This window comes from Oceanobacillus sp. CAU 1775 (assembly GCF_054482815.1).
In genome coordinates this window covers 16,860-40,633 of the sequence record NZ_JBTLRO010000007.1, presented here as the reverse complement: position 1 = coordinate 40,633, position 23,774 = coordinate 16,860, and the positions used below count along the sequence as shown (strand labels likewise).

25 protein-coding genes and 1 pseudogene are annotated in these 23,774 nt (G+C 36.8%); 8 read left to right on the top strand and 18 right to left on the bottom strand.

Features of this window, described 5'->3' with window-relative positions; all coding sequences use genetic code 11:
• Positions 1-329 precede the first annotated feature (329 nt).
• Positions 330-527: a macro domain-containing protein gene (locus tag ACXYMZ_RS12505; protein WP_458948875.1), complete on the bottom strand. Its 198-nt coding sequence runs from the start codon at positions 525-527 to the stop codon at positions 330-332.
• A gap of 291 nt (positions 528-818) precedes the next feature.
• Here ACXYMZ_RS12505 and ACXYMZ_RS12500 point away from each other — a divergent pair, with 291 nt between their 5' ends.
• Complete coding sequence (locus tag ACXYMZ_RS12500) at positions 819-1,616, top strand: DUF3800 domain-containing protein (protein WP_458948741.1); 798 nt, start codon at positions 819-821, stop codon at positions 1,614-1,616.
• A 399-nt stretch (positions 1,617-2,015) separates the two neighbouring features.
• Here ACXYMZ_RS12500 and ACXYMZ_RS12495 read toward each other — a convergent pair whose 3' ends face one another.
• The 3 genes from ACXYMZ_RS12495 to ACXYMZ_RS12485 all read right to left on the bottom strand — a co-directional run bounded on the left by ACXYMZ_RS12495 (position 2,016) and on the right by ACXYMZ_RS12485 (position 3,904).
• Positions 2,016-2,258 (bottom strand): hypothetical protein, encoded by a 243-nt coding sequence (locus tag ACXYMZ_RS12495; protein WP_458948740.1) that lies wholly within the window; start codon positions 2,256-2,258, stop codon positions 2,016-2,018.
• A gap of 147 nt (positions 2,259-2,405) precedes the next feature.
• Positions 2,406-2,759, bottom strand: coding sequence for an endonuclease NucS domain-containing protein (locus ACXYMZ_RS12490; protein WP_458948739.1), 354 nt, complete (start codon positions 2,757-2,759; stop codon positions 2,406-2,408).
• A gap of 962 nt (positions 2,760-3,721) precedes the next feature.
• Positions 3,722-3,904, bottom strand: a complete 183-nt coding sequence (locus ACXYMZ_RS12485; protein ID WP_458948738.1) for a hypothetical protein — start codon at positions 3,902-3,904, stop codon at positions 3,722-3,724.
• Between the two features lie 797 nt (positions 3,905-4,701).
• On the opposite strand from ACXYMZ_RS12485, the gene ACXYMZ_RS12480 reads away from it, so the two are divergent.
• Positions 4,702-6,030, top strand: a complete 1,329-nt coding sequence (locus tag ACXYMZ_RS12480) for a CoA-disulfide reductase (protein ID WP_458948737.1) — start codon at positions 4,702-4,704, stop codon at positions 6,028-6,030.
• Between the two features lie 83 nt (positions 6,031-6,113).
• On the opposite strand, the gene ACXYMZ_RS12475 is transcribed toward ACXYMZ_RS12480, so the two are convergent.
• From ACXYMZ_RS12475 to ACXYMZ_RS12435, 9 genes and pseudogenes are all read right to left on the bottom strand, one after another.
• Positions 6,114-6,686, bottom strand: coding sequence for a TetR/AcrR family transcriptional regulator (locus ACXYMZ_RS12475; protein ID WP_458948736.1), 573 nt, complete (start codon positions 6,684-6,686; stop codon positions 6,114-6,116).
• Positions 6,687-6,689: 3 nt separating this feature from the next.
• Positions 6,690-8,105, bottom strand: coding sequence for an efflux RND transporter permease subunit (locus tag ACXYMZ_RS12470; RefSeq protein ID WP_458948735.1), 1,416 nt, complete (start codon positions 8,103-8,105; stop codon positions 6,690-6,692).
• Positions 8,095-9,618 (bottom strand): MMPL family transporter, encoded by a 1,524-nt coding sequence (locus ACXYMZ_RS12465; protein WP_458948734.1) that lies wholly within the window; start codon positions 9,616-9,618, stop codon positions 8,095-8,097. Before ACXYMZ_RS12465 ends, ACXYMZ_RS12470 begins: the two co-directional genes overlap by 11 nt.
• A 232-nt stretch (positions 9,619-9,850) precedes the next feature.
• A complete protein-coding gene (locus ACXYMZ_RS12460; RefSeq protein WP_458948733.1) occupies positions 9,851-10,174 on the bottom strand; it encodes a hypothetical protein in 324 nt (107 codons plus the stop codon).
• 93 nt (positions 10,175-10,267) lie between these two features.
• A pseudogene (gene resA / locus ACXYMZ_RS12455) lies at positions 10,268-10,776 on the bottom strand (thiol-disulfide oxidoreductase ResA).
• A 33-nt stretch (positions 10,777-10,809) separates the two neighbouring features.
• Positions 10,810-11,883, bottom strand: coding sequence for a sensor histidine kinase (locus ACXYMZ_RS12450; protein WP_458948732.1), 1,074 nt, complete (start codon positions 11,881-11,883; stop codon positions 10,810-10,812).
• The gene (locus ACXYMZ_RS12445; RefSeq protein ID WP_458948731.1) at positions 11,870-12,556 is read right to left on the bottom strand and encodes a response regulator transcription factor; all 687 of its coding nucleotides are present in this window, start codon (positions 12,554-12,556) and stop codon (positions 11,870-11,872) included. The genes ACXYMZ_RS12450 and ACXYMZ_RS12445 overlap by 14 nt, the downstream gene beginning before the upstream one ends.
• Positions 12,557-12,572: 16 nt before the next feature.
• On the bottom strand, positions 12,573-13,184 hold the full coding sequence (locus ACXYMZ_RS12440) for a peroxiredoxin family protein (RefSeq protein WP_458948730.1): 612 nt from the start codon (positions 13,182-13,184) through the stop codon (positions 12,573-12,575).
• A 44-nt stretch (positions 13,185-13,228) separates the two neighbouring features.
• The gene (locus ACXYMZ_RS12435) at positions 13,229-13,900 is read right to left on the bottom strand and encodes a hypothetical protein (protein WP_458948729.1); all 672 of its coding nucleotides are present in this window, start codon (positions 13,898-13,900) and stop codon (positions 13,229-13,231) included.
• A 195-nt stretch (positions 13,901-14,095) separates the two neighbouring features.
• Between ACXYMZ_RS12435 and ACXYMZ_RS12430 the strand changes: the two genes are divergently transcribed.
• Positions 14,096-14,830: a cytochrome c biogenesis CcdA family protein gene (locus tag ACXYMZ_RS12430; RefSeq protein WP_458948728.1), complete on the top strand. Its 735-nt coding sequence runs from the start codon at positions 14,096-14,098 to the stop codon at positions 14,828-14,830.
• Between the two features lie 139 nt (positions 14,831-14,969).
• On the opposite strand, the gene ACXYMZ_RS12425 is transcribed toward ACXYMZ_RS12430, so the two are convergent.
• Positions 14,970-15,749 carry a sulfite exporter TauE/SafE family protein gene (locus tag ACXYMZ_RS12425; protein ID WP_458948727.1) on the bottom strand — a complete coding sequence of 260 codons (780 nt, stop codon included), beginning with the start codon at positions 15,747-15,749 and terminating at the stop codon, positions 14,970-14,972.
• 227 nt (positions 15,750-15,976) lie between these two features.
• On the opposite strand from ACXYMZ_RS12425, the gene ACXYMZ_RS12420 reads away from it, so the two are divergent.
• The 5 genes from ACXYMZ_RS12420 (at position 15,977) to ACXYMZ_RS12400 (ending at position 20,053) form a co-directional block, all read left to right on the top strand.
• Entirely contained in the window at positions 15,977-16,360 is a 384-nt protein-coding gene (locus tag ACXYMZ_RS12420) for an OsmC family protein (protein ID WP_458948874.1), read from the top strand.
• A gap of 184 nt (positions 16,361-16,544) precedes the next feature.
• Entirely contained in the window at positions 16,545-17,063 is a 519-nt protein-coding gene (locus ACXYMZ_RS12415; RefSeq protein WP_458948726.1) for a DUF2243 domain-containing protein, read from the top strand.
• Between the two features lie 28 nt (positions 17,064-17,091).
• Positions 17,092-17,865 carry a cytochrome c oxidase assembly protein gene (locus ACXYMZ_RS12410; protein ID WP_458948873.1) on the top strand — a complete coding sequence of 258 codons (774 nt, stop codon included), beginning with the start codon at positions 17,092-17,094 and terminating at the stop codon, positions 17,863-17,865.
• 440 nt (positions 17,866-18,305) lie between these two features.
• A complete protein-coding gene (locus ACXYMZ_RS12405; protein ID WP_458948725.1) occupies positions 18,306-18,740 on the top strand; it encodes a DUF6526 family protein in 435 nt (144 codons plus the stop codon).
• Positions 18,740-20,053, top strand: a complete 1,314-nt coding sequence (locus ACXYMZ_RS12400; RefSeq protein ID WP_458948872.1) for an MFS transporter — start codon at positions 18,740-18,742, stop codon at positions 20,051-20,053. Before ACXYMZ_RS12405 ends, ACXYMZ_RS12400 begins: the two co-directional genes overlap by 1 nt.
• 228 nt (positions 20,054-20,281) lie before the next feature.
• Here ACXYMZ_RS12400 and ACXYMZ_RS12395 read toward each other — a convergent pair whose 3' ends face one another.
• The 4 genes from ACXYMZ_RS12395 to ACXYMZ_RS12380 form a co-directional block, all read right to left on the bottom strand.
• Positions 20,282-21,541, bottom strand: coding sequence for an MFS transporter (locus ACXYMZ_RS12395; RefSeq protein WP_458948724.1), 1,260 nt, complete (start codon positions 21,539-21,541; stop codon positions 20,282-20,284).
• A gap of 146 nt (positions 21,542-21,687) precedes the next feature.
• Positions 21,688-22,071 (bottom strand): DUF302 domain-containing protein, encoded by a 384-nt coding sequence (locus ACXYMZ_RS12390; RefSeq protein WP_458948723.1) that lies wholly within the window; start codon positions 22,069-22,071, stop codon positions 21,688-21,690.
• Positions 22,072-22,199: 128 nt separating this feature from the next.
• Positions 22,200-22,433 (bottom strand): sulfurtransferase TusA family protein, encoded by a 234-nt coding sequence (locus tag ACXYMZ_RS12385; RefSeq protein WP_458948722.1) that lies wholly within the window; start codon positions 22,431-22,433, stop codon positions 22,200-22,202.
• A gap of 26 nt (positions 22,434-22,459) precedes the next feature.
• Positions 22,460-23,587 (bottom strand): MBL fold metallo-hydrolase, encoded by a 1,128-nt coding sequence (locus tag ACXYMZ_RS12380; RefSeq protein ID WP_458948721.1) that lies wholly within the window; start codon positions 23,585-23,587, stop codon positions 22,460-22,462.
• Between the last annotated feature and the right edge of the window lie 187 nt (positions 23,588-23,774).

The window sequence follows — 23,774 nt, the reverse complement described above, 5'->3', positions numbered from 1 at the left end:
AATTATATTGTTAGTTATACAATCCCAAAACTGTCCTCCGAACTTATGGGAAGCAGTTTTGAATACAATGGCTCGCTAAAATATTCACATTAGATTAGAGAAGAAGTAACAATTATTGACTGTAAGAAAACTGTGGAATGACAGCTTCAAGCGGTAAGGTAAAAGACGACCAAATAAGGCAAAATATACCTTGTGGCCGTCTTTTTTTTATTAATAGAATTTGGAGAGTTTGAAAAGGAATATTTTTTCCTTTTTATCACTACTGATTATTTAGAAGGATATCGAAAACGTATACATACGACTCACTTTAAAAGACCATAGTGACAATCCTAATAATTCTTATTCCGAAACACTTTCATATCCTCGAAAACGGGTAATGCCAGAACCAAGTAATAGGATAACAATTGTACAATTCTGTAAATAATATCAATTTCATTCCAAAACTTTAGTAAGCAACTAATATAATCTTGCATAGATAAATATGCCCTATTATTTTCATCGAAACGAGAAAAAGAAGGAAAGCTTATTAACGAACAGTCTGGAAAAATTCTTTCACAAAGACAAAAATCTACAATTACCGATGAAGTGATAAGTGGATTTTAACATTTATGGTTGATGATCAAACGTTTAGTGAATAGAAATGATTTGTAAAAATGGTATAATAAAGTAAAAGAGTGTCGCGTGAAAATCGATGGCTCCACGAGACACTCTCTCATTAACGCGTTGCTTGACGGTAGTCGCAACGAGTTATTACATAACTTATGTAACCTTTATCTATATTATGCAGGATAAAATTTAATTTGTAAAGAGGGGTCTTAATGGCAGACTTATCTATATTTTTTGATGAAAGCGGAAAAAACAAAGATAAGCCACATATCATGGGTGCTTTATCTATTCCTAATAATATTTATTCTGTAACTACTTTTGAAGATTTAAGGCCCATTATTAAAAATAAAGAAATTCATTGGAAAGCTTATAGCGGAGATAGCACCACAAGGAAAATTATTATTAAAATTGTTAAAACATTATTAGATCACTATCAGTTTGTGAAAATGAATATAATTAATTATGATCAATCTATCATTGAACAAAAAGCGAACAACTTTAAAGATGTTGATGCAAACCTTTCGGACTCAACGATTTATATGAAGTTACCTGAGCGCATCATATATGGGTTGCTTAGACATTATGGCAGACTTAGTAATGTAAATGCTCAAATTATTATTGAGGAAGCCACTGAGTACAAAAAGCCTAATGTGATGTTAAAAGAGCAGCTTATAAAGCAATTAAATATTCAAGCGATTTATCGAGGAGAAAGTTTTAAAATTACACACAGCTATTATATTCCCAAAAGAGTTGAAGTGGGTTTAGAAGTTACTGACATCATATTGGGTATGGTCAGAACGATTGTTACTAACCCAGATCCATCTAGTAAAAAGAAAAAAGCCCAAATTGAATTGGTAGTAAATTTATTAAATGATTCTAGGTTTGTAAGTTTTTTAAAGAGTATAAAATACTATGAGTGGTCTAACACGCACCAACTAACTGAAATAGCCTTCTTTGATTATTTACAGTTATTTATAAATTCAAATTATACTACTTATATAAAGTCTTGATTATCAAGTAGTTCACTAAAATTGTATAAGCACCACATCTTAAGAAGGAAATGTCAGGAACAAGTCGAATTAAATTATATTTTCCAGTCAAGATCATTGGTTATTTCCTTTATTACAAATTAAAAAAAGGAATAGTAATAGATAAGCTTCTGTTTCTGATTTGTAAAAATCAAATCCAAGAATGATTTTTGAATCTGTTGGTCTTTTCCCCCCAGAAAATATATCCTCTTTCCATAATGTTTATCTGCCGTGCTTCGGAATCTCTTTTATTCTTTCATAATCATATGTATAGGGTTCTCCGAAGTAGGTCCCACTCCCTGCTTCACATACACATAAATTCCAAGATTATTGCAAAACTTTTCTTTTATTTCCTTATCATGCTAGGTTAGCACTTCTAATTTATTCACGCTTATCATAAGCTAGATTTATTAACTCTTTAACACTTTCAAGTGAATTAATTTCTCTTAATTCTATGTCAATTTGGTTTTTATCCTTAGGGTCAACAGGGATAGAAATGTTAATCTTACTCCAATAATTATTAAAAACAGATTCTCTTATTTTAATCGGGAAATGGAATAACACTCTATTTCCTTTTGTAGAGATTGATAAAAATTTAAAACGTCTGGATGCTCGCTTGAGCATGATACCATCAGAAAGATAATAGTAAACACCTTCGAGATTGTAAGCATATTCAAAAATTTCTTTAGCAATATGCTGTTCCTTTAGATTAAACGTTTGAATTAATTGGTCAGGTGTCTCAAACTTAGATTTATTTCTAGGAATTTTCTTTTAATAAATGGCAATATTCTCTTTGTTTATCTTTACTTCGTCAAGATTTATTTCCTTGTATTCGTATCCGTGTTTTAGCAATCCTTCTTTAAGTCCTGATACAAAAGTTAGCCCAACTAACATGAATCTAGCATCTGGGTTATCAACTATTCCATCGTATCTTATCAATTGTCCCACAGCACTATCATTTACCTTTAATTTCACTTCGACATATAATTTTCGCTTGTTTATATCTAAAAATAGTAGGTCGCACCGTTTCCCATTCAAATTAACTTCGCTATCTAAAAAAACACAACCTTCTTCAATTAAATGTGGGTTGGATATTAATATTTCTGTCAATTGAATTTCCTTCAAAAAAACACCTCATTTTTTAAGCTGTAATAGAATATCAATTAACCTTAAAAGAGCTTAAAAGCAAATCTTTACCATCCAACCTGATCAAAAAAAAGGCATTGGACTAGTCAATACTGACCAACGTTTGAAGGGATTGTACGGCAAAGGTCTGCAAGTTATAAGTATGCCCGATGTTGGAACCACAATTACATTTACTGTACCATATAACATTTCATCTGTATAAACGACTGTTAAGATGAACGGTAGATCCTTAAATATCAATCGTTCTAACGTTCTATGAATGCCTAAAAGACACACCATAGAATGCTGGGAATGACATAAGCCTAACTAAATAAACATTGATACAACGGGGTTAGCGGTGTGCAGACCTCGTTTTTAAATGAAAATATCACGAAAAGATAACATTTATTTTTAAAGTATTCTTTCGGGAATGTTACTACAACGAGTTCACTGAATCGCATATCGAAAAATCAATAGTATTAACACCCTTATCCCTCATCCGAATTTTACGTATGTTTTTAATCTTTTTCTCATGCATTCGCAAATGCTCCGAATGATGAACATCCACGACACATAATGGCAAAATATCACTAATCCTAATTTTGGACATTCCCTTACTTAATCACCCATTTGTACAAATTTATTGAAACAAATATATACATTGTGTATCCTGATTGAACAAATTCTTAAAAGGATTCCTTTAACAAAAATAGAACTTATACTTATATAGGAATGGTAAATTGGCGGGATTCGAAAAGACAAATATTACGATATATATTACGTACATCCAAAAGCGTTCGTCAAATGATTGCTGAAATTTATTATGATCAGGAGTTTTCGATACAAAAAATTCCAAATGAAACACGATTACCATAACTTTGAATATCAAAATAATGCTATGTTAATATTATACTTTAAAGCCAAATATGCCCATCAACCTGGCTAAAAACGAAGCACTCACTTTAATCTCTGAAATACTTTAGGGAACAATTATAACGTACCAGTACTTCTTCGGGAAAGTCGCGTTTGATAATATATTTAATTGCTTGTTCCATGTTAGCGAATGCAAGTGCCTTAAAATCTTCATTACATTCCGATTCTTGCAGCACTGTATTCACAATTTCTTGAATATCCGTTAAAGTCAACACCTTACACACTCTATTTTTCCCTTCCTTGAAGCAATTTTTATGAAATATTCTATTTCCTACCCAATTTTTGTTATTGCCCTATTTCTCTCACAGGATTTTGCTTCATACAATGCTTGATTTGCTTAACTATTATTTTTAAAAAAATAGGTCAGAATATTTCTTTTTGTCATAATGAGAAAATCCACGTAAATAATAAAAACCTAAATCTAAATCACTAACAAATTAAGTATTCAACTTTGTTTTAACATACTAAAAACTATATATTTCAGTTCTTCTGTCACGGCAGACTGTGTTTGCAAATATTATTACACGTTATAGTGTAGGGGGTACATTTTACAAATTCAACATTTTATCACATTTTTCATTATTTTCATCCGAAATTTGCAAATGATTTAAAAAAGTCATTCACTTTTTGAATGCCAAAATATTGCATTATACTCATCCGCCTATAAAGATTGTATTTTTAAAAAACCCCTTAGGCTATCAAATTCACATTGAGGTTTTTTGCGAGCAAAATGATCGTTTTGACTATCGCTTGATTTTTTCCAATCTTTTTTTACCAAAAGATTGGTCGATTTAACGAAAACATGAACAAACACATAAAACGTCGAAACTGCATTAAGTTTGTCTTAAAAGGAAAAATACTGCATAGTAAAAATATAGAAAAATGCCGTCGTATCCTTCTTACATAGAAGTCAAAGGCTAAGATAAGACTAGTAAAATTCGTCAAAAGGGCGGTTTTTATTTTTTGCAGAAGTTTAATTTGCACAGTTAATTAAAAAGGAGGATTTGCGATGCGTTACGTTATTGTTGGGGGCGTAGCAGCTGGAATGAGTGCCGCTATGCAAATTGTTAGGACGGATAAAAACGCAGATATTACAGTCCTTGAAAGAGGAACTGATTATTCTTACGGACAATGCGGACTTCCATATGTCATTAATGGTCTTATCCCGTCCGCTACAGACGTCATTGCCCGCAGCGTAGATACATTCCGCAGTAAATATGGAATCAATGCTCGAATAAATAGTGAAGTTACTCATATCGATTCGAAACACCAATTCGTAGAAGGCTATTATTCCCACAATCAGGAGTCTATTCGTTTCGAATATGACCGCTTATTGATCGCAACCGGTGCAAGTCCAAAACTTCCTGATTGGGAAGGAAAAAATTTAAAAGGTACCCATATGTTAAAAACGATTCCAAATACAACGAACATTATGAACGATTTAAAGAATAGTGTGCAACAGATCGTTGTTGTTGGAGGGGGTTATATTGGGTTGGAGATGGCTGAAAGCTTTGCTTCGATTGGAAAAAAGGTAACGATCATTCAGAGAGGACAGCAACTCGCGAAAGTTTTCGATGAAGATATGGCTGATCTTATTCACGATGAAGCAATGAAAAATGGTGTTCAAGTTGTACTCGATGAGTCTGTTGAAAGATTTGACGGGAAAGAACGCGTTAATGCCGTTATCACAAATAGAGGTACCTATGAGGCCGATTTAGTTCTCGTCGCTGCAGGGGTTCGCCCAAATACCAGTTTTCTTCATACAACAGGTATTCGTACAAGTAAAAATGGCGCTATTTGTGTTAACCCGTTCATGGAGACGAATGTAAAAAACATATATGCCGCAGGTGACTGTGCAACACATTTCCATATTGTAAAACAAAAAGACGACTATATTCCGCTCGGAACGACCGCAAACAAACAAGGAAGGATTGCCGGTGCAAATATGGCGGGAGTACCGACAGCCTTTAAGGGAGTCGTAGGAACGTCGATTATAAAGTTTTTTGACTTGTCTCTTGGTAAAACAGGGTTATCCGAAAAAGAAGCTAGAGCACTAGAAATTCCTTATCATGTACAAACGGTACGTGCAAAAGACATCGCAGGATATTATCCCGGCAGTGAACCTTTGACAGTGAAACTCGTTTACAGCCAAAAAAACAATCAAATTCTAGGCGGACAAATTATCGGAAAAAGAGGTGTCGATAAACGAATTGATGTGCTTGCCACAGCCCTTTTTAACAACATGACCATACATCAATTAATTGATTTAGACTTAGCATACGCACCACCTTTTAACGGCGTTTGGGATCCTATTCAACAAGCGGCGAGGCGAGCTTAGTTTTTTATAAATTCATGTTGGTTGAATTAAAAAATAGCCTGTTTTATCAACCTTTATTTCAAAAAACAGGCTTTTTAAAAAGTTTAGTGTGTTTCTAGCAAACGCATTAATGCATCGGCATATTTCCCTACGAGAATCTCCTTTTCATTTAATGATAACTGAAAAAATAGTTGTTCACTCGGAAAAATGACATGGCTTAAAAGAATACCCCCTAATTGTCGGGCACAAAGATCTACGTCAACCGTCTTTCCAAGCCTTTGAAAATGGTGAGTTAAGCTTTTTTTAATGCTTTCATACAGTATCGCGGGCAGATTAATGTCATCGCTTAAATTCCCCATTAAACTTTCTGATAAAAGCATTTTTATCAATGTTTTATTTTTAGAGATCATTTCTAGTCGATTGCGGATAATCTGGCTTAAAAAGACACGTGTATCTGCCAATTCCGCCCATTTCTTCAAATCCTCTTCAAACTGATGAGCGATGATTTTCCTAATCACTGAAGTGAATAAGTTTTGTTTTGTCGAGAACTTCCTGAATAATGTTATCTCTGCCACATTAGCTTCAGTGGCTATTTCTTGAGTAGTTGCTTGAGTAAAGCCTTTCTTTGCAAAAACATGAATTGCGGCCTTCATAATTCGTTCTGTTGTACCTTTCATCATTCATCCCACTTTCACTTGCTGATCATCTTTTATTTTCGTTTTCACAAGCCGATCACATAATACGAGTATGGCCGGCATCACAACAATTGTACTAAATAAAGCAAGTGAAACATTAATTAATGTCATCATACCAAAGTTGTTTAAAATGATGAAATCAGAAGCAAGCAAAGCACTGAAACCACCGATCGTTGTAAGAGCGGACGCAAAAATGGCTGTTCCGATTTTACGGCTTGCGATCACCATCGCTTCTTCCCTTGACTTTCCCTTTTTACGTTCTTCATAAAAGCGTTCCATCACCAAAATCGTAAATTCTGTCCCAACACCTATGATTAATGCACCTAAGGTAGCGGTTAAAGGGGTATACTTCACATCCATTAGATACATAAGCCCGCCTGACCAACCGACGATCAACAGGATAGGCAATAAAGGAATGAGAGCTTTAACTGGATGGCGATAAATGAGTAACAGACCTAAAAATACGAGACCCATACCTAACAACGTCATCTTGTATCTTCCAGTCGTCAACGCAGAAACCATTTCAACATCAATGATCGATTTACCAGTTATCGTCGTATCCAAATCGTTTATCTCATGCTTATGAATATATCGTTCTAATTCGATAATAAAATCTTTGAGATCTCCTGCTTCCAAATGTTTAATACCAACTGTGATAACCCCTTTTGATTCATCTTCATTAATTAGTAGCTTTCGTTGGTTTACAGGAAGCTCTTGTAGAAAATCATCAAGATCACTTCCGTAGGAGATTTCTCCATCATTTACTTCTTGCATAACGCTTGTTAGTGAATTTGTTTTCACGACAACATTCGGAAATTGTTCTCGTAATGATTCTGTCATCTGATGCACCCAATCAACGGACTGTTTACTTAATAGATTGTCTCCTTCATAAACGAGTGATAGTTGGTCTGTCGTCCCAATAATCTCACGTAAACGGTGAATATCCGCTAATTCTTGGGTATCTTGAGGCATGAACGTTTCAATGTCGGTTTCTGCTTCCGCGTCTAAATCTACCCATACACCAACCATAGCCAAGATTATCGTAAAAATGACAATAAACCAGCGAAGTGCCATCACTTTTTTCGTTATCCAAGCGAATCCATGCTCGAGGGTTGATGATTTAGGCTTTCCGTTTTTTCGTTGTGAGTGTTCATCACTATTAAAAAAATGGTCTCGTGTATATAAAATGGGTATTAAAAGAAATAAAGCAATAAAAAAGCTAACGACCATCCCGATCGTTAACATTTTTCCAAAATGCTGAATCATTGGAACGGGTGATGTATTAAGTGCAAGAAAACCAAGTGCTGTAGCGAACAAAGCTGTTAAAACAGCTGGTGCCATTTTTGTTATTGTTTGAAACACACTATTTTGAGTTCTATCAATGGAACGTTTATTCTTCATGTTGTACCTCACCTTTCTCCATTTCTTCAACATAACGACTTTGGAATTGAATCCCGTAATCAATTCCAAGTCCGATTAAAATAGGAAAGACAGCCATCGAAACCATCGTGATCGGGATACTAAGCCAGCCCATTAAACCGACTGTCCCTATGACGGCTACTAGAATCATAGTTAACGGTAATATCCTCCACTTCACTCTAAACACAACACTTAAGACTACAACCATAAACAACATAGCTAGCCCCATCATTTTTTGCATACTTTGTTTCATGGATGAACGAATGGCATCATCTAAAACTGGCTTTCCTGATACCATTGTTTTTGTTTCTTCTAAAGTATGGGAAGCTAAATACTCTTTGACCTCAGCGACAATCTTACTTTTTTTTGTATCTGAAACATCGCCCTTCAATTTCACGATCAACGTCATATACTGCCTATCGATTATCATTTCGTTAAAAATACTTCTTAAGTCCCCGTTGTCTTCATATACCATTTGTTCCAACGTGTCTTGTTTTTGAGGCAACGAAGGAACCATTACGTCAGAAGATTGCACCATCGTTGATAAATTTTCACTTATCGTCATGAGGTTGTCTCCCATTGATGTGAGCCCTTCAGCTAATTCTTGCAGATTTTTCATTTGGTCTGCTTGTTGTTGTTTTAAATCATTCATTTTTGCTTTTTCGCTTCCAAAACCACCTTGCATTTTTTGCAATCCTTTAATTGTTTGGTTTGATACTTGTGGTAATGAAGTTGACTTCGTAGACGTTTCGAACATTTTGTCAGAAAGCATCATTAGTTGATTTCCCGTTTGCTTCAATTTTTGAAACTGTTGGATCTGCACTGGATTTGCGGTTTGTTCTTCGTGTTGTTCACTCAACGTGATCAATTGTCCAGCCACCTGTTTCGTTTGATTCCCAAACTGCGCATACCCTTGCACAAGAGAAGTCGTCCCTGCTTGTAATTTCGTTTGCCCTGTGATCATTTGTTGCATCCCTCTGTTCAGTTCAGCCATTTTCGTATCGAGATCGGGAAGAGCAAGTTGATTGCTACTGGAATTCTTTTCAAGATTATCTCCGATTTCTTGGAGCTTATCTTCCATTGTTTCTAAACCCTCAATAATTTCCCCGATTCCTTCCTCATATTTCTCAGACTGCTTCGTTACTATTTGCTCAACAATCGACACCGGGCTCATAACCGTAAACACTTCGTCTTGCATTGTTAGTCGTGCCTCAAGCCCTTTCATATGTTCTAAATTCGTAACAGTCAGTAATTTATCTAGATTGTCAGCTTCATACAGTACAATTAAAGACTCCCCACCAAACTCAGTCTCCAAGGCAAGATTATCTTGAAAAACGTCAGACTCCCTTTCAATAAATGTGTCATTCCCAGTTGCCAACTGTATTTGTTGTACTCCAAAGACAAAGAGTGCAACGAGTGCAAGTGAAAATAAAATCAGTTTCATAGGACGTTTCCGCACTAGTCTGGATATCATAGCAAGAAATTTCGTAAACAATCGTTTATCCTCCGATCATAAATGTTAGTAACTGCTAACATTTGAAGTTAAAAAAATAACCTTTGCCATTGTTCAAATAAATGAATGTAGGTACTTACATACATTAAGTTAATCTATAAGGATCTCAATGTCAAGGGTTCTGATACACGTCCCCTTGGGATTTGTAAAAAGTTCGTGATCATCTCTTTATGTTTTTAGGAAAACACAAGTATTACTTTTAGAGAATATTAAATTACCAATCCCACTCTGATTTCAACAGCCCTATTTTTCTTAACCAGTGTTGAAGCAAAGGTTCTGAAACTTCTTCAAGCTTTTTCTTAGAACAAGGAGACTGTATCTCATAATTCAATTGTTTCGCTTTTTGAAGTGTAGTTTCTTCGAGATTATTCGTAGTGTTCGCCCCTTCAAAACAAGGAGGTGCAATATAGGTTTCATAGGTATGTTCAAGTATAATCCTTGTATTATCGGGTGGGTAAGAAACAGTTTTAATAGTAAAACCAAATACCAAAAAAAGTAAAATACCTAGGCTTATTACAATAATTTTTTTTGTCCACATATTTCTCTCCTCGTAAAGTTATGACTTTATATCTTCGTTCCAAAATTAATCAGGGACACCAAATAATTTACTAAAGACGCTTTCATTCCCTTGTTAAGGCTGAATTCGTCTCATCATTTCCGTGATTTCCTTTTCCGTTAATCCTTTTGTTACGCGTTCGATTACTTTTCCATTCTTATCAATTAAAAAAGTAGTTGGGATTGGGCGTACACCGTACGCTTTGTACACTTCCTCATGTTCATCAAGCTGAACAGGAAACGATAAACCGTAACGCTCAACAAATTTTTTTGCTGTCAAAGCTGGCTCTCCGACATTTACGACAAGAATCTCAACGCCTTTTTCTTTAAATTCCTGGGCATTTCCTCTTTGCGTGGAGGACAATACGTAGCCCAAAAGTTTAAGAACACACCTTGACCTTTATAATCACTGAGACGTGTTGTTTCCCCATCGAGTGTGATTAATTGAAAATCCGGTACCTGATCCCCTGCACTAATCACTTGTCTATCGCTAAAAATCCCCGAATACAGTGTATAACCAACAGCAGCCATCATGATGATCAATATTACTAATCGCATCCATAATCGCTTTCTTTTTTTAGCCATTCAAGTTCTATCCCCATAGGGATTACTCCATTTTTATTCTTTGCTGTGTTTTGGTATTGAAAACCAGAAAGTATGAAGATTATCTTTTGAATAAAAACCGATTTTACCCTTTAGCCTTAAAACAATTTGATTCGTAATTGCGAGTCCGAGTCCTGAGCCACCTGTGTTGCGATTTCGGGAAGAATCAATCCGATAAAAGCGCTCAAATAATTGTTCTTCTGCTATTTTCGGAATAGGCCTTCCTTGATTCGAAACAAAAATAACGACCTCTTCTCCTAAATTCTTGCCTTCGATTTTGACACTTTTGTTAACATGATATTGAAAAACATTTTCAAACAGTTCATATAAAATAGCACTTAACGCATATTGATCGCAGTATATTTGTATAGGATAAATGTCACATTCGATTTTGAGTCCTAATTTCTCTATTATATTTGCATACTTTTTCAATTTAGAGTGAATATAGTCTTGTAAGTGCACAGATTCATATGTTAATTTTATGTTTTCATTTTCCCATTTATAAAGCTCGTTAATCCTTTCTATTAACTTGATTAAATATGAACATTCATTCTTTAGAATAGCTGTAATCGACTCATCTTCTGTAAATATTCCGTCTTCAAGACCTTCCAAATAGCCATATAGGGTTGTTAGCGGTGTACGTAACTCATGGGCGAGATCTGTCATCATTCGATCCCTTTGCTGCTGCAGGTGATGAATGTGATTAGATATGTTTATTAAATCATTTTCGATCTGCCAAAGTTCATCTTTCGAATTTGTCTCAGATGACAGTTGCTCTATTCGCTCATCCTCCCATTTATTCAAGAAATTTCTTAACCGATGCAATGGCTGTAGGATTTTGCGAGCAAAAAATAAATGAACAAGTGTAGCAAGAAAAACAGCTAAAATACCAGCATAAAACAAATATTCTTCAATAACGCGTCGAAATTGTGCTGACTGTATGCTTGATTCGGAATATAAATTAAATTGATAACAAGCAAACTCCTTGATGGAAAAGCCAACAAGAACGATAATCATGAGTGTAATTACAAGGTTTAAAATGACCCATTTTCGAAGCATCTTTTTTTTGATTGCATTAATAAGCCACAAATTTATAGCCTACCCCCCTCACTGTTTCAATGAAATGTTGTTTCTCATTCCCTAATTTTTCACGAAGTTTCCCGATGTGAACATCTACCGTCCGATCACTGACGATTTTTTCTTGATTAGAATATAATTCAGCTAAAATTTGTTCACGGGAAAGAATTTGGTTTGGATGCCTCATTAAGAAATAAAGCAATTGAAATTCATGATTCGTTAAATCAATGACGTTTCCATCTGCTTTCGCTTCCCGCTTTAATGGCTTTAATGTAATGTCTCGATAGCTTAACTTACTACATCGGTTTTCCGTTCTGCGCAGAACGGTTTCTACTCGAGCCACCAATTCTTTCGGACTGAAAGGTTTTGTAATATAGTCATCAGCCCCAATCCGCAAGCCGTTAATCCGATCACTTTCGCTTGCTTTTGCGGTTACCATAATTAGTGGTACATCGCTTTGCATATCTTGACGTATCCACTGACAAATTGATTCACCGCTTTCGCCTGGTAGCATTAAATCCAACAGGATAAAACAAGGGTCTTTTTGTTCGAAAATCCGTTTTGCTTCTTCTCCATCGTTTGCACCCCACACCTCATATCCGGCCTTTTCCAAATAACGTTTGATAAGTTCAAGAATATGAGGATCATCTTCAACGATTAGAATCGTTTTTCCAGTTGTATCCATTAATTCCTCCATCAAATCATTTATTCATTTGTACGACTAGCTTTTCGATTATTTCCTCGTTTATCGCTCCTGGAACTTTAAATTTAATCACACCATTTTTATCGATAAAGTAACTTGTCGGATATACCATTACTTGATAATTACTTGCAGCTTCGTTTTCAAGATCAAGTAAGATTGGAAATGTAATGTCTAATTCGTCTATAAATTGTCCGATGCGTTCTTGCTTGCTCTCTGTCGTTGTCATATTGACGGCTAAAATGGTGAAGTCATCTTCTTTATGTTTAGCGTAATAACTTTGCATATGCGGCATTTCCGCCCGGCATGGAGGACACCATGTCGCCCAAAAGTTGACCATTACGTTTTGCCCGCGGAAATCTGATAGTTTTGCAGATTCACCTTGTAACGTTTGCAAACTAAAATCTGGAGCAAGATTTCCCTCTTCAATTCCGATTACCATTTCACTTGTCCCATTTTCAAGTTCACCTATTTTATCTTTAGGAGAGGAAGCATAAGTTTGATCTTCTTCGTTCGGATTCTCTAAAGAACCTGAGCTACTTTGAGTATAATCATAAACACCCCATGCCACTAAACCAATTAGTAAAAACAGCGGCAATAATTTTTTTACCATCGGTAGTCCACCATCCTTTTTAAATGAAGGATAAATGAAGAATGTTAAGTTTTAATAAAGTTACGCTTTAAACGAACAGAAATAACCATTATTAATAAACAAATCACGATATATACTAACTGTGAAAATGAAAAGCCTAAAAAGATAGGAATTTGTGGTTTAAAGTATGAAATAAACAATTCTCCAAGGCTGAACCATACTAACATCTTCATCCACAACGGTTTCACGTCATGCTTGTATGTTATAAACCAGTAAAATATAAGCATAAATGACAATACCACTTCAACAATTAAGTGATATAAACCCGGATAATACATAACCCACGCCAACATTTGAAATACGCCTATAGCAGTTACTATTGAAATAAGTCCAGTTTCCATATAAACATGAAATGATATTCCTTTATTTTTACGTATTGATAGAAAATAAATAATCACAGCAATAAATGCTGCTACGACCCCTTTTTCACCACCAGTAAAATATAACTGGGAGATTGGATTTTTGAATACGTCAATGGGATGAAACAATGTATAACTTAATTTCCAAACAACCAGAAACAAAAAGAAGCCGTTCCACAACGACTCTAAAACAGAGCGATCAATCGCTTTCAATTTTATCGCAAGACGAACAGCCGTATAACTTACCATAAAGGCAATGGCGTATAACGCCCATTTTTCTTTTATCATGAATGGTCCGAAAATCCACGCATCATCCAATGTCTACCCCTCCTACATTAAGCAGCATAGCCTCAAATTGTAAAGAATTGATAAAGAACTTCAGTATTTACCCTATACAAAAGTTTTCTTTTTCCGATTGCACAATTGAATACCTTTCAAACTTTCAAGTTCCAATGGTTATCATTCTTCTATCTTTATTGAATCTTAACAAAAGCAATCCATACTAGTTCACAAATGATAAACAGGGGTGAAGTTGTGGCAAATGTAACAATTTGGTTAGCATTTGGAGCAGGAATTTTTTCCTTCGTGTCTCCATGTTGTCTTTCATTATATCCGTCCTACATATCCTACATCACTGGTGTTTCTGTTAGCCAGCTGCAGGATAGCCAGCAATCAAGTAAAATAAAAACTTTAACGATGATTCATACATTGTTTTTTATTATCGGTTTTTCCATTATCTTTTTCGCCCTCGGATTATCGGCTTCATGGATAGGGCAACTTTTTATCGGGAATCAAAAATTAATTAGCATGCTTGGCGGCTTTCTCGTTATCATTTTAGGACTGTTTGTCATGGGCGTAATTAAACCTACATGGTTAATGCGAGAGAAAAAATGGTCTGCTGGGCGAAAGCCAACCGGATACTTGGGCTCTACTCTCGTAGGAATCGGATTCGCCGCCGGATGGACGCCTTGTGTCGGACCGATTTTAGCTTCTGTATTGGTGCTTTCTGCATCCAATCCTTCTCAAGGACTTATCTATATTACGGCCTATACTTTAGGTTTTGCGATTCCTTTTTTTGTGATGGCCTTTTTTATCGGTCGAACAAAATGGATTGTAAAGTACTCGTCCAAATTCATGAAAATCGGCGGAGTCATTATGGTCATTACAGGGTTTTTACTTTACACTGGTCAAATGACTAAAATTACGACTATATTAATTGATTTATTTGGTGGATTTACAGGGTTTTAACTCAACAGGCTATCTTTTCTTAGCGTATAAAAGCTGCACAAATGTTATTAATGTGCAGCTTTAAGTTCTTATTCACTTTGTTTGAACAATGGACATAGTAAAAGTAACCAAATCCAATAGATTTTAAATTAGAACAAATTCAATTTAAAATATCAACCCATATCTTGATCGACGTCCCTAAAATCAGCAACGCTAAAATCCACTGCAATAGTTTTGTATTGACTTTTTTCCCAAAGTTCACCCCTAATGGAGCAGCAATTAAGCTTGCGATAATCATAATAAGTGCAGGAACTAACAGAACTTGCCCTGTCGAAATTTTTCCGATAGTCGAACCAATCGATGAGATAAACGTAATCGCTAAAGAAGTCGCGATCGTCATCCTTGTAGGGATTTTTAGAACAACTAGCATGATCGGTACGAGAATAAAGGCACCCGCTGCACCAACAATACCAGCTCCAACCCCAACAATAAAGGCTAATAGACCCGCTAGCCATTGATTAAAGGTCACTCGATCATAAGGAATATCGTCTAACCCTTTTTTTGGTACAAACATCATAACGGCTGCAATGGTTGCCAAAAGTGCATACACAAGATTGATTCCACCTTCGGTCAAAAATTTTGAACCATAAGCACCGATAAAGCTCCCTAACAAAATACTGAAACCCATATAAAATATGAGTTTCTTGTTTAAGTATCCTCCTTTTCGGTACGCCCATACCCCACCAATCGTAGCGAAAAAAACTTGAACAGCACTAATCCCGGAAACCTCATGAGCACTAAATGCCGCTAATCCTAATAAAGGTGGAATGTATAACAACATAGGGTATTTAATGATAGAACCCCCTATTCCAACCATTCCAGAAATAAACGACCCTATGAAACCGATTAAAAAAGTGGTAATTAGAAATAAAATATCCATTGGTTTCCCCCATTAAGAAAAATGAGCACATGACAGTACCCTTTTTCTTCTTTTTTTAATCCCTTATTTATATATACATATACGGATATCGGTAAAATACCAATAAAAACGATTTATTGTCAAGCCAAAAGTAAAAAATAAATAAAGGGATAACCTTTTCTTTATTACATCTTAACAATAAAGATTTATACTTAAACAAAAAATTAACAAGGAGACAAATGAATATGATAGATTTTAAAATGAAAGAAAATGGCTTTAGTATGTTGACAGAATACGGTGAACTTTCTATTTCTCCTGATGAGGAACATGGTTTTCGTCCTTTCCAACTTATGGTGGCATCTATCGTTGGCTGTAGTTCGACTGTACTCAGAAAAGTATTAACTAAAATGCGACTGGATTTCAAAGACATCGAAGTATCAGCTTGTATGGAACGAAATGAAGCGAAAGCAAACCGTATTGAGAAATTACATCTCCATTTTGTCATTAAGGGGGAGAATCTTCCTCAAGGGAAAATTGAAAAAGCGGGTGCAATTGCTCGGAAAAATTGTGGCATGATCCAGTCTGTTCAAAGCAGTATACATGTGACAGAGTCATTTGAAATCATTAAATAATGAAGGCTGCCGCCAGTGGCAGCCCAATTTTTATTTTCTCAAAAGTATCTTCAAGTGTCCCAATCAGTTGCTTAGTAATATCCCCTAAAATAATGCTAGTTTGTTTGTAAAATTATGATTAATTTGGGGTAAACTGTTAAATACAAGTGTGGAAAGGAATGAATATAACACGAAGGTGGATTAAATGACTGCTAAAACCGCAAACCTAAAAAATAATTCAAATGATGAGATTCGCTTTATATACTCGGCTCGCAATCTTTGGTCGGGCTTCCTTTTTGGCATTGGTTTAGCTACTTTTATAGATGAGGCCGTTTTTCATCAACTACTGCATTGGCATCATTTTTACGATAAGTCCACAACAGCGATTGGACTCGTTTCAGATGGTTTGTTTCACGCTTTTAGTTGGTTTGCGACAGTCGGAGCCTTATTTATGTTAGCCGATCTTCGACGCCGAAAAGCATTGTGGCTTACTAGGTGGTGGGGAGGAGTTTTGCTTGGGGCAGGCGTGTTCCAGTTATACGATGGTACAATTCAACACAAGCTTATGCGGATACACCAGATTCGTTATAACGTAGATATTTTTCCTTATGACTTTACTTGGAATATTACTGCAATCACTATGATTGCCGCTGGTGTCACTCTCATTGCTCGCACACGGAAGAGACAACAATTGGGAGAAGTCTCCTCACATGAACATCAATAATTACATTCATTACAATGATGGAATTCACATGTATTATGCAGTTGGAATAGTCCCCCAACTTTTCTTGGTATTACCGTTTTTGCTTCTAGTGGTTATGTACATCCTTGCTGTAGTCATATCTAACCGCCGCCATAAACAATGGTCACTCTATCGCATTATCTTTATGGTTTTCGGAGTTTTCTGTGCGGCTTCCGCAGTTATTGGACCTCTAGCGAATCATGCTCATATGAACTTCATAGCCCACATGCACGGTCATTTACTTCTAGGAATGCTTGCTCCACTCCTTATTGTGTTAGCTGCACCTATGACGCTTTTCCTGCGAACACTTAATGTAACTCTAGCCCGACATCTTTCACGAGTGCTAAAAAGTTGGCCAATTCGCATTCTATCGGATCCTGTTGTCGCATCCATTCTCAATGTGGGAGGGCTATGGTTACTATATACCACCGACTTGTACGCAGCGATGCAGCATAATTTCCTTCTTCATATGCTCATACATTTCCATGTCTTTATTGCTGGATATCTCTTCACCGTGTCCATGATTTACATTGATCCGACACCGTATAGATCCAGTTTTGTTTACCGTGCAATTGTTTTTGTGGTTGCCTTAGCAGGTCACGGCATCTTATCCAAGTACATCTATGCTAAACCACCCCATGGCGTACCAACATCACAGGCAGAATTTGGTGGAATGCTAATGTATTATGGTGGCGATGCCATTGACCTTATTATTATCTGCATACTTTGCTATCAATGGTTTAGAGCCACTCGACCTAGAACACATCTGTCTATGGTTCAATGAATTCGTACATAGTAAACGATTTGTGGGAAGAACAAATCGTTTATCCCTGCTGTTCTTTTTTACCAGTGCTATAATAGTTCATAAAATTGATAATTGTACTTACCTTGTGCATTTGCGTGATACATCGCCTTATCTGCTTATTTAACTAACGTTTCCGCATTCTTAGATATTAAGTGTGAATATTCAGTGGTTAAACGTAAGTAACACAGGCAAGCCCTTCCTTTAATATAGTCTCCTGTACATTCACTCTATCAACATAAATACACGGTCATATTTGTCAGTACGTCCCCCCATGTCAAATTCAATTTAAAATTCCTCACTTTGGAGTACCTGAGATGATCGTGTTTTCGAGTCAATCGCATGGACTTAGATTACAATTCTTTCGCTATCTCCATTGAAATGTGCTACAATACCCACATATGTATATTGGAGGTAGGAAAATGAAGGAACAATCGTATGCAAATCATACTCGTTTTCAACCGTTACAGCATTTTGTTTGGTTGCCGCTAAGCTTCTTGTTGCTATTGACTACAGCGGTGTATAGTATTTATCAATTTGTAAAAAACGGCTTTTCTTTGCAATTGTTATTGCTAGTTGGCGTGGTTGTGCTGGCAATCATTCCAGGAATGCTTGCACGTATGTATGCTTTAACTTTACAAGACAGACTCATTCGCACAGAGGAGCAGCTACGTTATTATATATTGACGGGTAATCGTTTAGATGATCGAATTACGATGGAACAGCTAATTGCGTTGCGGTTTGCATCAGATGCGGAGATCGTAGAATTGGTTGATCGTACACTTGTTGAAAATCTATCACCAGATAACATTAAGCAAACTATTAAAAAGTGGCGACCAGATCATCACCGGGTTTAATAGATTTAGACAATGCAAAAAGGAGGAGTGTAGTGGACACGGTGCAATACAAACATTCAAAAGAAGCACAAAAAAAATTATATAAAAAGACATTAATGACAATCGTCATGTCGCAAATTTTTGGGGGCGCTGGGCTGGCTGCGGGGATTACCGTCGGCGCGTTGTTGGCACAGGATATGCTAGGAACGGAGAGTTTTTCCGGTTTACCCGCCGCTTTGTTTACGTTAGGATCTGCTCTATCTGCCTATTTTGTTGGAAGGCTGTCCCAGAGATTTGGGCGACGACTTGGTTTGTCGGTTGGTTTTATTGCCGGTGGGCTTGGAGCGATCGGGGTTATTATGGCAGCTACATTGAATCATGTATTTTTCCTATTTCTGTCGCTCTTCATCTACGGTGCAGGCACATCTACCAATCTGCAGGCGCGTTATGCAGGAACTGATTTAGCGAATGAAAAACAAAGAGGGATGGCTGTTAGCATTGCGATGGTGTCTACAACATTAGGTGCCGTTCTTGGGCCAAATCTTGTGACACCGATGGGCAAGCTCGCGACAGCGATTGGCATTCCTGCGTTGGCAGGTCCTTTTATTTTGGCAGCTGTTGCGTATCTTTTGGCAGGACTAACGTTGTTCTTTTATTTACGCCCAGATCCCCTTCTAGTAGCACAGGCGATTGCAGTGGAAGAAGAAAAAATTCGTAAAAAGACAACAACGCAAGTTCAACAAACGTTGCAAACGACAGTAAATCGTGCGGGTGTGATGGTGGGAGCTCTCGTACTTGTGCTCTCACATATTATTATGGTTGCCATTATGACGATGACTCCCATCCATATGCAAAACCATGGAACGGGTTTAACGGCTGTTGGGTTAATCATTGGATTGCATATTGCAGCGATGTACTTGCCTTCACTCGGTACAGGGGTACTCGTTGACAAAATTGGTCGCACATCGATGGTTATAGCATCTGGTGTGACATTAGCGATATCAGGTCTTATGGCCGCATTTACCCCGGGCGATTCGTTAGGTTGGTTGACAACTGCCTTAATTTTACTCGGACTGGGCTGGAACTTTGGCCTTATTAGCGGCACGGCAATAATTATTGATTCAACAAATTTAGCAACACGGGCAAAGACGCAAGGATCTGTCGATGTATGGGTTGCTCTTGGGGGAACAGCTGGCAGCTTGCTTTCAGGAGTCATTGTCGCATATTCCAGTTATGCATTTCTCGGTATTCTTGGGGCGTATTTAGCTCTTTTGTTAATTCCGCTAATCATTTGGTCGCGCTTTAAGACAAAACGTAAAGCAGTGATGAGTTAAAAAGAAGGTGAATCAAGAAAATCATTCCTCGAATCGCCTTTTTGAATGACACATTGTATAATATACTATTTTTATCATACTTACTTGCTTATGTATAACAAATAACATACTGTATATGACATACTTTTGCTGGTATCCTATTTATAATTTACGGTGTTCTTGCTTATCGTTATAAAGAAGGAAATTAGGATATTTTTTCTGTTAAAAAGTTATGATATATGAATTACGTTAAGTCATGACTTTCTTTTTGGTTGCTAAAGTTTCGGTCATACGTATAGCGATGAGCATACCTGCGGTTAATGGGAATAGCGCTACAAGTAACATAGCCGTGGGTACGTTAATCAAGTCAGTAAATAAACCAGCAAATATTGCGCCGAAGGCATAACCACTGTCCCTCCACATGCGGTAGACTCCCATAGAAGATGCCCGCCATGCAGGGGCTGCCACATCGCTAATAGCTGCTTGTAAAGTGGGGTAGACCATAGCTGTTCCTAGACCAATGACTGCCGCTGCTGAGACCCAATTGAAAAATCCACTGCTCAACACAAACCACCCAATTCCAATGGCTTGTGTCCACATTCCACAAGCAATCATCCATTTGCGTCCAACGTAGTCACTAATGACACCTGTAAACAATTGAAAAATCCCCCATGCGGCAGGATAAATCGCAATCACAAATCCAATTTGACTTACAGATAAACCGCCTGTACCCAAAAAAATGGGAAACAATCCCCAAGCCATACCATCTTTTAAGTTGGTAGAGAGACCAGCAAAACTGCAACTGGATAAAGTACGATTCTTCCATGTCGTGAGCTTGAAAACGTCACTTGCGGAAAGACGTCCCTCCGTATTGTTAATTCCCTTTAATCGCTCTTCCTGTTTAATAAAAGCACCAGTATCGCTCACGAAAAGAGATAATATTAGGCCTATTATCCCAATTCCGATTCCGATTAAAAAGGGTTCAGGACGTAGGGCATATACAGCGGCAACATAGCCGGAAACTATCGCCATAATAGATAACCCACTGTAGCCAGCGAATTCATTTAAGCCAATAGCCAAGCCCCTTTGATTCGGACGAACAATATCCACCTTCATATTCACGGTCATCGTCCAAGCAAGCCCTTGGTTAATGCCCAACAAGACATTCGCAAAAACAATCCATTCCCAACTCGGTGCCCAAATGACAATCAATGGGGCAAAAAGCCCGACAATCCAACCAAAAATGAGCACTTGCTTACGACCTAAGCGATCAGCAAGGCGACCAGCAAAATAGTTGATAAGTGCTTTGGTAAATCCGAATGTCACAATAAAGGATAATGTCACAGTAGTCGAAGCCAGACCAAAGGATTCTTCTCCCATGATCGGTAAAACCGTTCGTTCCAAACCAATCATGGCTCCAACGAATAAATTAACAAACACTAGAATGATAAACAGGGAAATGTTTTGCTTTAACCCAATCTGAGTTTTTGATTGTGGCTCATGACTCATGTATAATACCTCATTTACTTTATTTTCAAGAAATAAAAACCCCAATTTTTCTTGGGGCTAAGTTTCTATTTCCGTCATAGAACGTTCACAATTATTTTCACAAGTGTATAACAATCATTCAGTAATTTTGAGGAGTTATTTGCCGTTTATATACTTTTATCGATACATGAAATTAGGCGCTTTTCAATATCAACAGCCAAGTTTTTCAATGCACCATCATCTACCATGTTTATTAATGCAGTTGGTCTTGGCATTCCAATTTTTGTACGACCATTGTCATCATACACTACAATTTTACAAGGCAAAAAATAACCTACCATTTGATTTTCTGATAAAACTCGTTTTGCTTCATGTGGATTACACACCTCTAGAACACGATAAGATTGGTCAAAATCAAGGCCTTTTTCTTGTAATTTCTCCTGAATATCAAATTGCCAAAGCACGCCAAACTTTTCTTCTTTTAAACTTTCCTCAAGTGCTGAAATCGCTTCGGCAATAGTTTTATCCGTTTCCACTGTATAGTGAAACATTCGATCATCTCCTTTTATTATTTCTTTTTATATGTTCCCATTACTTTACAATTTAAACAATCGTAGCCTTTTATCGTATTGTTCAAATAATTTTTATGAAAAGGGAAGCCTGCTGGCTCCCCATTTCATTAGCCTTTTTTAATCCAAAACTTTAAAATTCCATCTTCTTCGGTATCTTTCATCAACTCGTGCCCCCCGGAATTTGCCCAAGCGGTTAGATCGTTTTTAGCTCCTTTATCTGTCGCATGAATTTCTAATACTTGTCCTGACTTTAACTCATTGATTGCTTTTTTTGTCCTCACGATCGGCATAGGACAAGCTAAGCCTTTTGCATCCAATACTTTATCTGCTTTTAAATTCATTCCAATCACTCCAATTTTTATTGTCTTTATCGAACGGCACAACGGTTTGGTCCAATTTCCATTTCACGTTGCGTTTCTTCATCTGGGGTAATTTTCCCCATATTTGTTTCGCGAATTTCTTGGTAAGCATTTGGTTGTGGCGGTAAGTTTTCCGTTACAATTTTACGAAACTCATTTTCGTCCTTAATATTTAAGCCATGGTTTTGCGCAAATAATGTTCCTAGTTTCTCTGCCACGCTTCCGTCATCATTTAATTCTTCCATAATCATGAAGTGGGCGGGTAATACAATGAGCTCTTCTGATAATTCGCGATAACGGCCGTAAAGCGTTTCCCTTAAATCGGCCACCCAATCTTCGGCTAAACCTGCTAAATCAGGTCTTCCAATCGAATCAATGAAGAGGATGTCACCGGTTAAGAGAAACTTCTCATCCACGACAAATGAAGTCGATCCGATTGTATGCCCTGGTGAATACAAAGCATGGATGTTAATTGTTGTGTTTCCTATCATGATGTTTTCATCATCGTTTAATGGCTCATATTCAAAAACAACCTCTCCGGCATCTTTTGGTGGCAGCCAATAGGTCGCACCTGTTTCCTTTGAAATAGCTCTTCCACCTGAAATATGGTCAGCATGTAAATGTGTATCCAGTACATGCGTAATTTTTACACCCATTTCCTTCGCAAAGTTTATAAATATATCCGTCATACGTGTTGCATCAATAATGGCGGCCTCTCCGTTTGAAATAACCATGTAAGATAGGCAGCCTTTCCCAAGACGAACAAATTGGTATATCTCACCGCCATCTTTTAAATCACCGATTTTTACAGGCTCTAGATGTTCGCTCCAGGCTTTCATTCCACCTTTAAGGTAAAACACATCAAATCCTTTTTCAGAAAGCATTTCAGCCACCATAACAGATGATCCTTCTTTGGCACAAACAACTAATATTTCTTTATTAGAAGGAATCTGATCAATGATTCCTTCCACTCCATCAAGTAATTCAAAATATGGCACATTTACGTGTACGAAGTTTTCCCCCTCAATTTTCCAATCTTCAAAGTCATCTGTGTTCCGAACATCTAATGTAAACAATTCCTCTTTATTAATGATTTTTTTCGCTACTTCTTCTGAGCTTATTGCTGTTACTGCCATTTCTGATACCTCCAATATATTCATAATTTGATAACCTAAGCTGTGCGATGAACAACATAGCGTTTTGAAACAGTTTCAGTTTTTTTCTTTTCTATGTTTTCCCGATATTTCAATTTAATACATTTCAATCTAAACCATAATTGCTTTTATCGTGTTGTTAAAATAATCTTCGAATTAAAATGATAAC

Bases quoted from the DNA above. Each gene is read 5' to 3' on its own strand.
- ACXYMZ_RS12500 (WP_458948741.1), top strand. From the start codon at position 819: ATGGCAGACTTATCTATATTTTTTGATGAAAGCGGAAAAAACAAAGAT.
- ACXYMZ_RS12495 (WP_458948740.1), bottom strand. From the start codon at position 2,258: ATGCTCAAGCGAGCATCCAGACGTTTTAAATTTTTATCAATCTCTACA.
- ACXYMZ_RS12480 (WP_458948737.1), top strand. From the start codon at position 4,702: ATGCGTTACGTTATTGTTGGGGGCGTAGCAGCTGGAATGAGTGCCGCT.
- ACXYMZ_RS12475 (WP_458948736.1), bottom strand. From the start codon at position 6,686: ATGAAAGGTACAACAGAACGAATTATGAAGGCCGCAATTCATGTTTTT.
- ACXYMZ_RS12470 (WP_458948735.1), bottom strand. From the start codon at position 8,105: ATGAAGAATAAACGTTCCATTGATAGAACTCAAAATAGTGTGTTTCAA.
- ACXYMZ_RS12460 (WP_458948733.1), bottom strand. From the start codon at position 10,174: ATGTGGACAAAAAAAATTATTGTAATAAGCCTAGGTATTTTACTTTTT.
- ACXYMZ_RS12445 (WP_458948731.1), bottom strand. From the start codon at position 12,556: ATGGATACAACTGGAAAAACGATTCTAATCGTTGAAGATGATCCTCAT.
- ACXYMZ_RS12440 (WP_458948730.1), bottom strand. From the start codon at position 13,184: ATGGTAAAAAAATTATTGCCGCTGTTTTTACTAATTGGTTTAGTGGCA.
- ACXYMZ_RS12430 (WP_458948728.1), top strand. From the start codon at position 14,096: ATGATAAACAGGGGTGAAGTTGTGGCAAATGTAACAATTTGGTTAGCA.
- ACXYMZ_RS12425 (WP_458948727.1), bottom strand. From the start codon at position 15,749: ATGGATATTTTATTTCTAATTACCACTTTTTTAATCGGTTTCATAGGG.
- ACXYMZ_RS12415 (WP_458948726.1), top strand. From the start codon at position 16,545: ATGACTGCTAAAACCGCAAACCTAAAAAATAATTCAAATGATGAGATT.
- ACXYMZ_RS12410 (WP_458948873.1), top strand. From the start codon at position 17,092: ATGTATTATGCAGTTGGAATAGTCCCCCAACTTTTCTTGGTATTACCG.
- ACXYMZ_RS12405 (WP_458948725.1), top strand. From the start codon at position 18,306: ATGAAGGAACAATCGTATGCAAATCATACTCGTTTTCAACCGTTACAG.
- ACXYMZ_RS12395 (WP_458948724.1), bottom strand. From the start codon at position 21,541: ATGAGTCATGAGCCACAATCAAAAACTCAGATTGGGTTAAAGCAAAAC.
- ACXYMZ_RS12390 (WP_458948723.1), bottom strand. From the start codon at position 22,071: ATGTTTCACTATACAGTGGAAACGGATAAAACTATTGCCGAAGCGATT.
- ACXYMZ_RS12385 (WP_458948722.1), bottom strand. From the start codon at position 22,433: ATGAATTTAAAAGCAGATAAAGTATTGGATGCAAAAGGCTTAGCTTGT.
- ACXYMZ_RS12380 (WP_458948721.1), bottom strand. From the start codon at position 23,587: ATGGCAGTAACAGCAATAAGCTCAGAAGAAGTAGCGAAAAAAATCATT.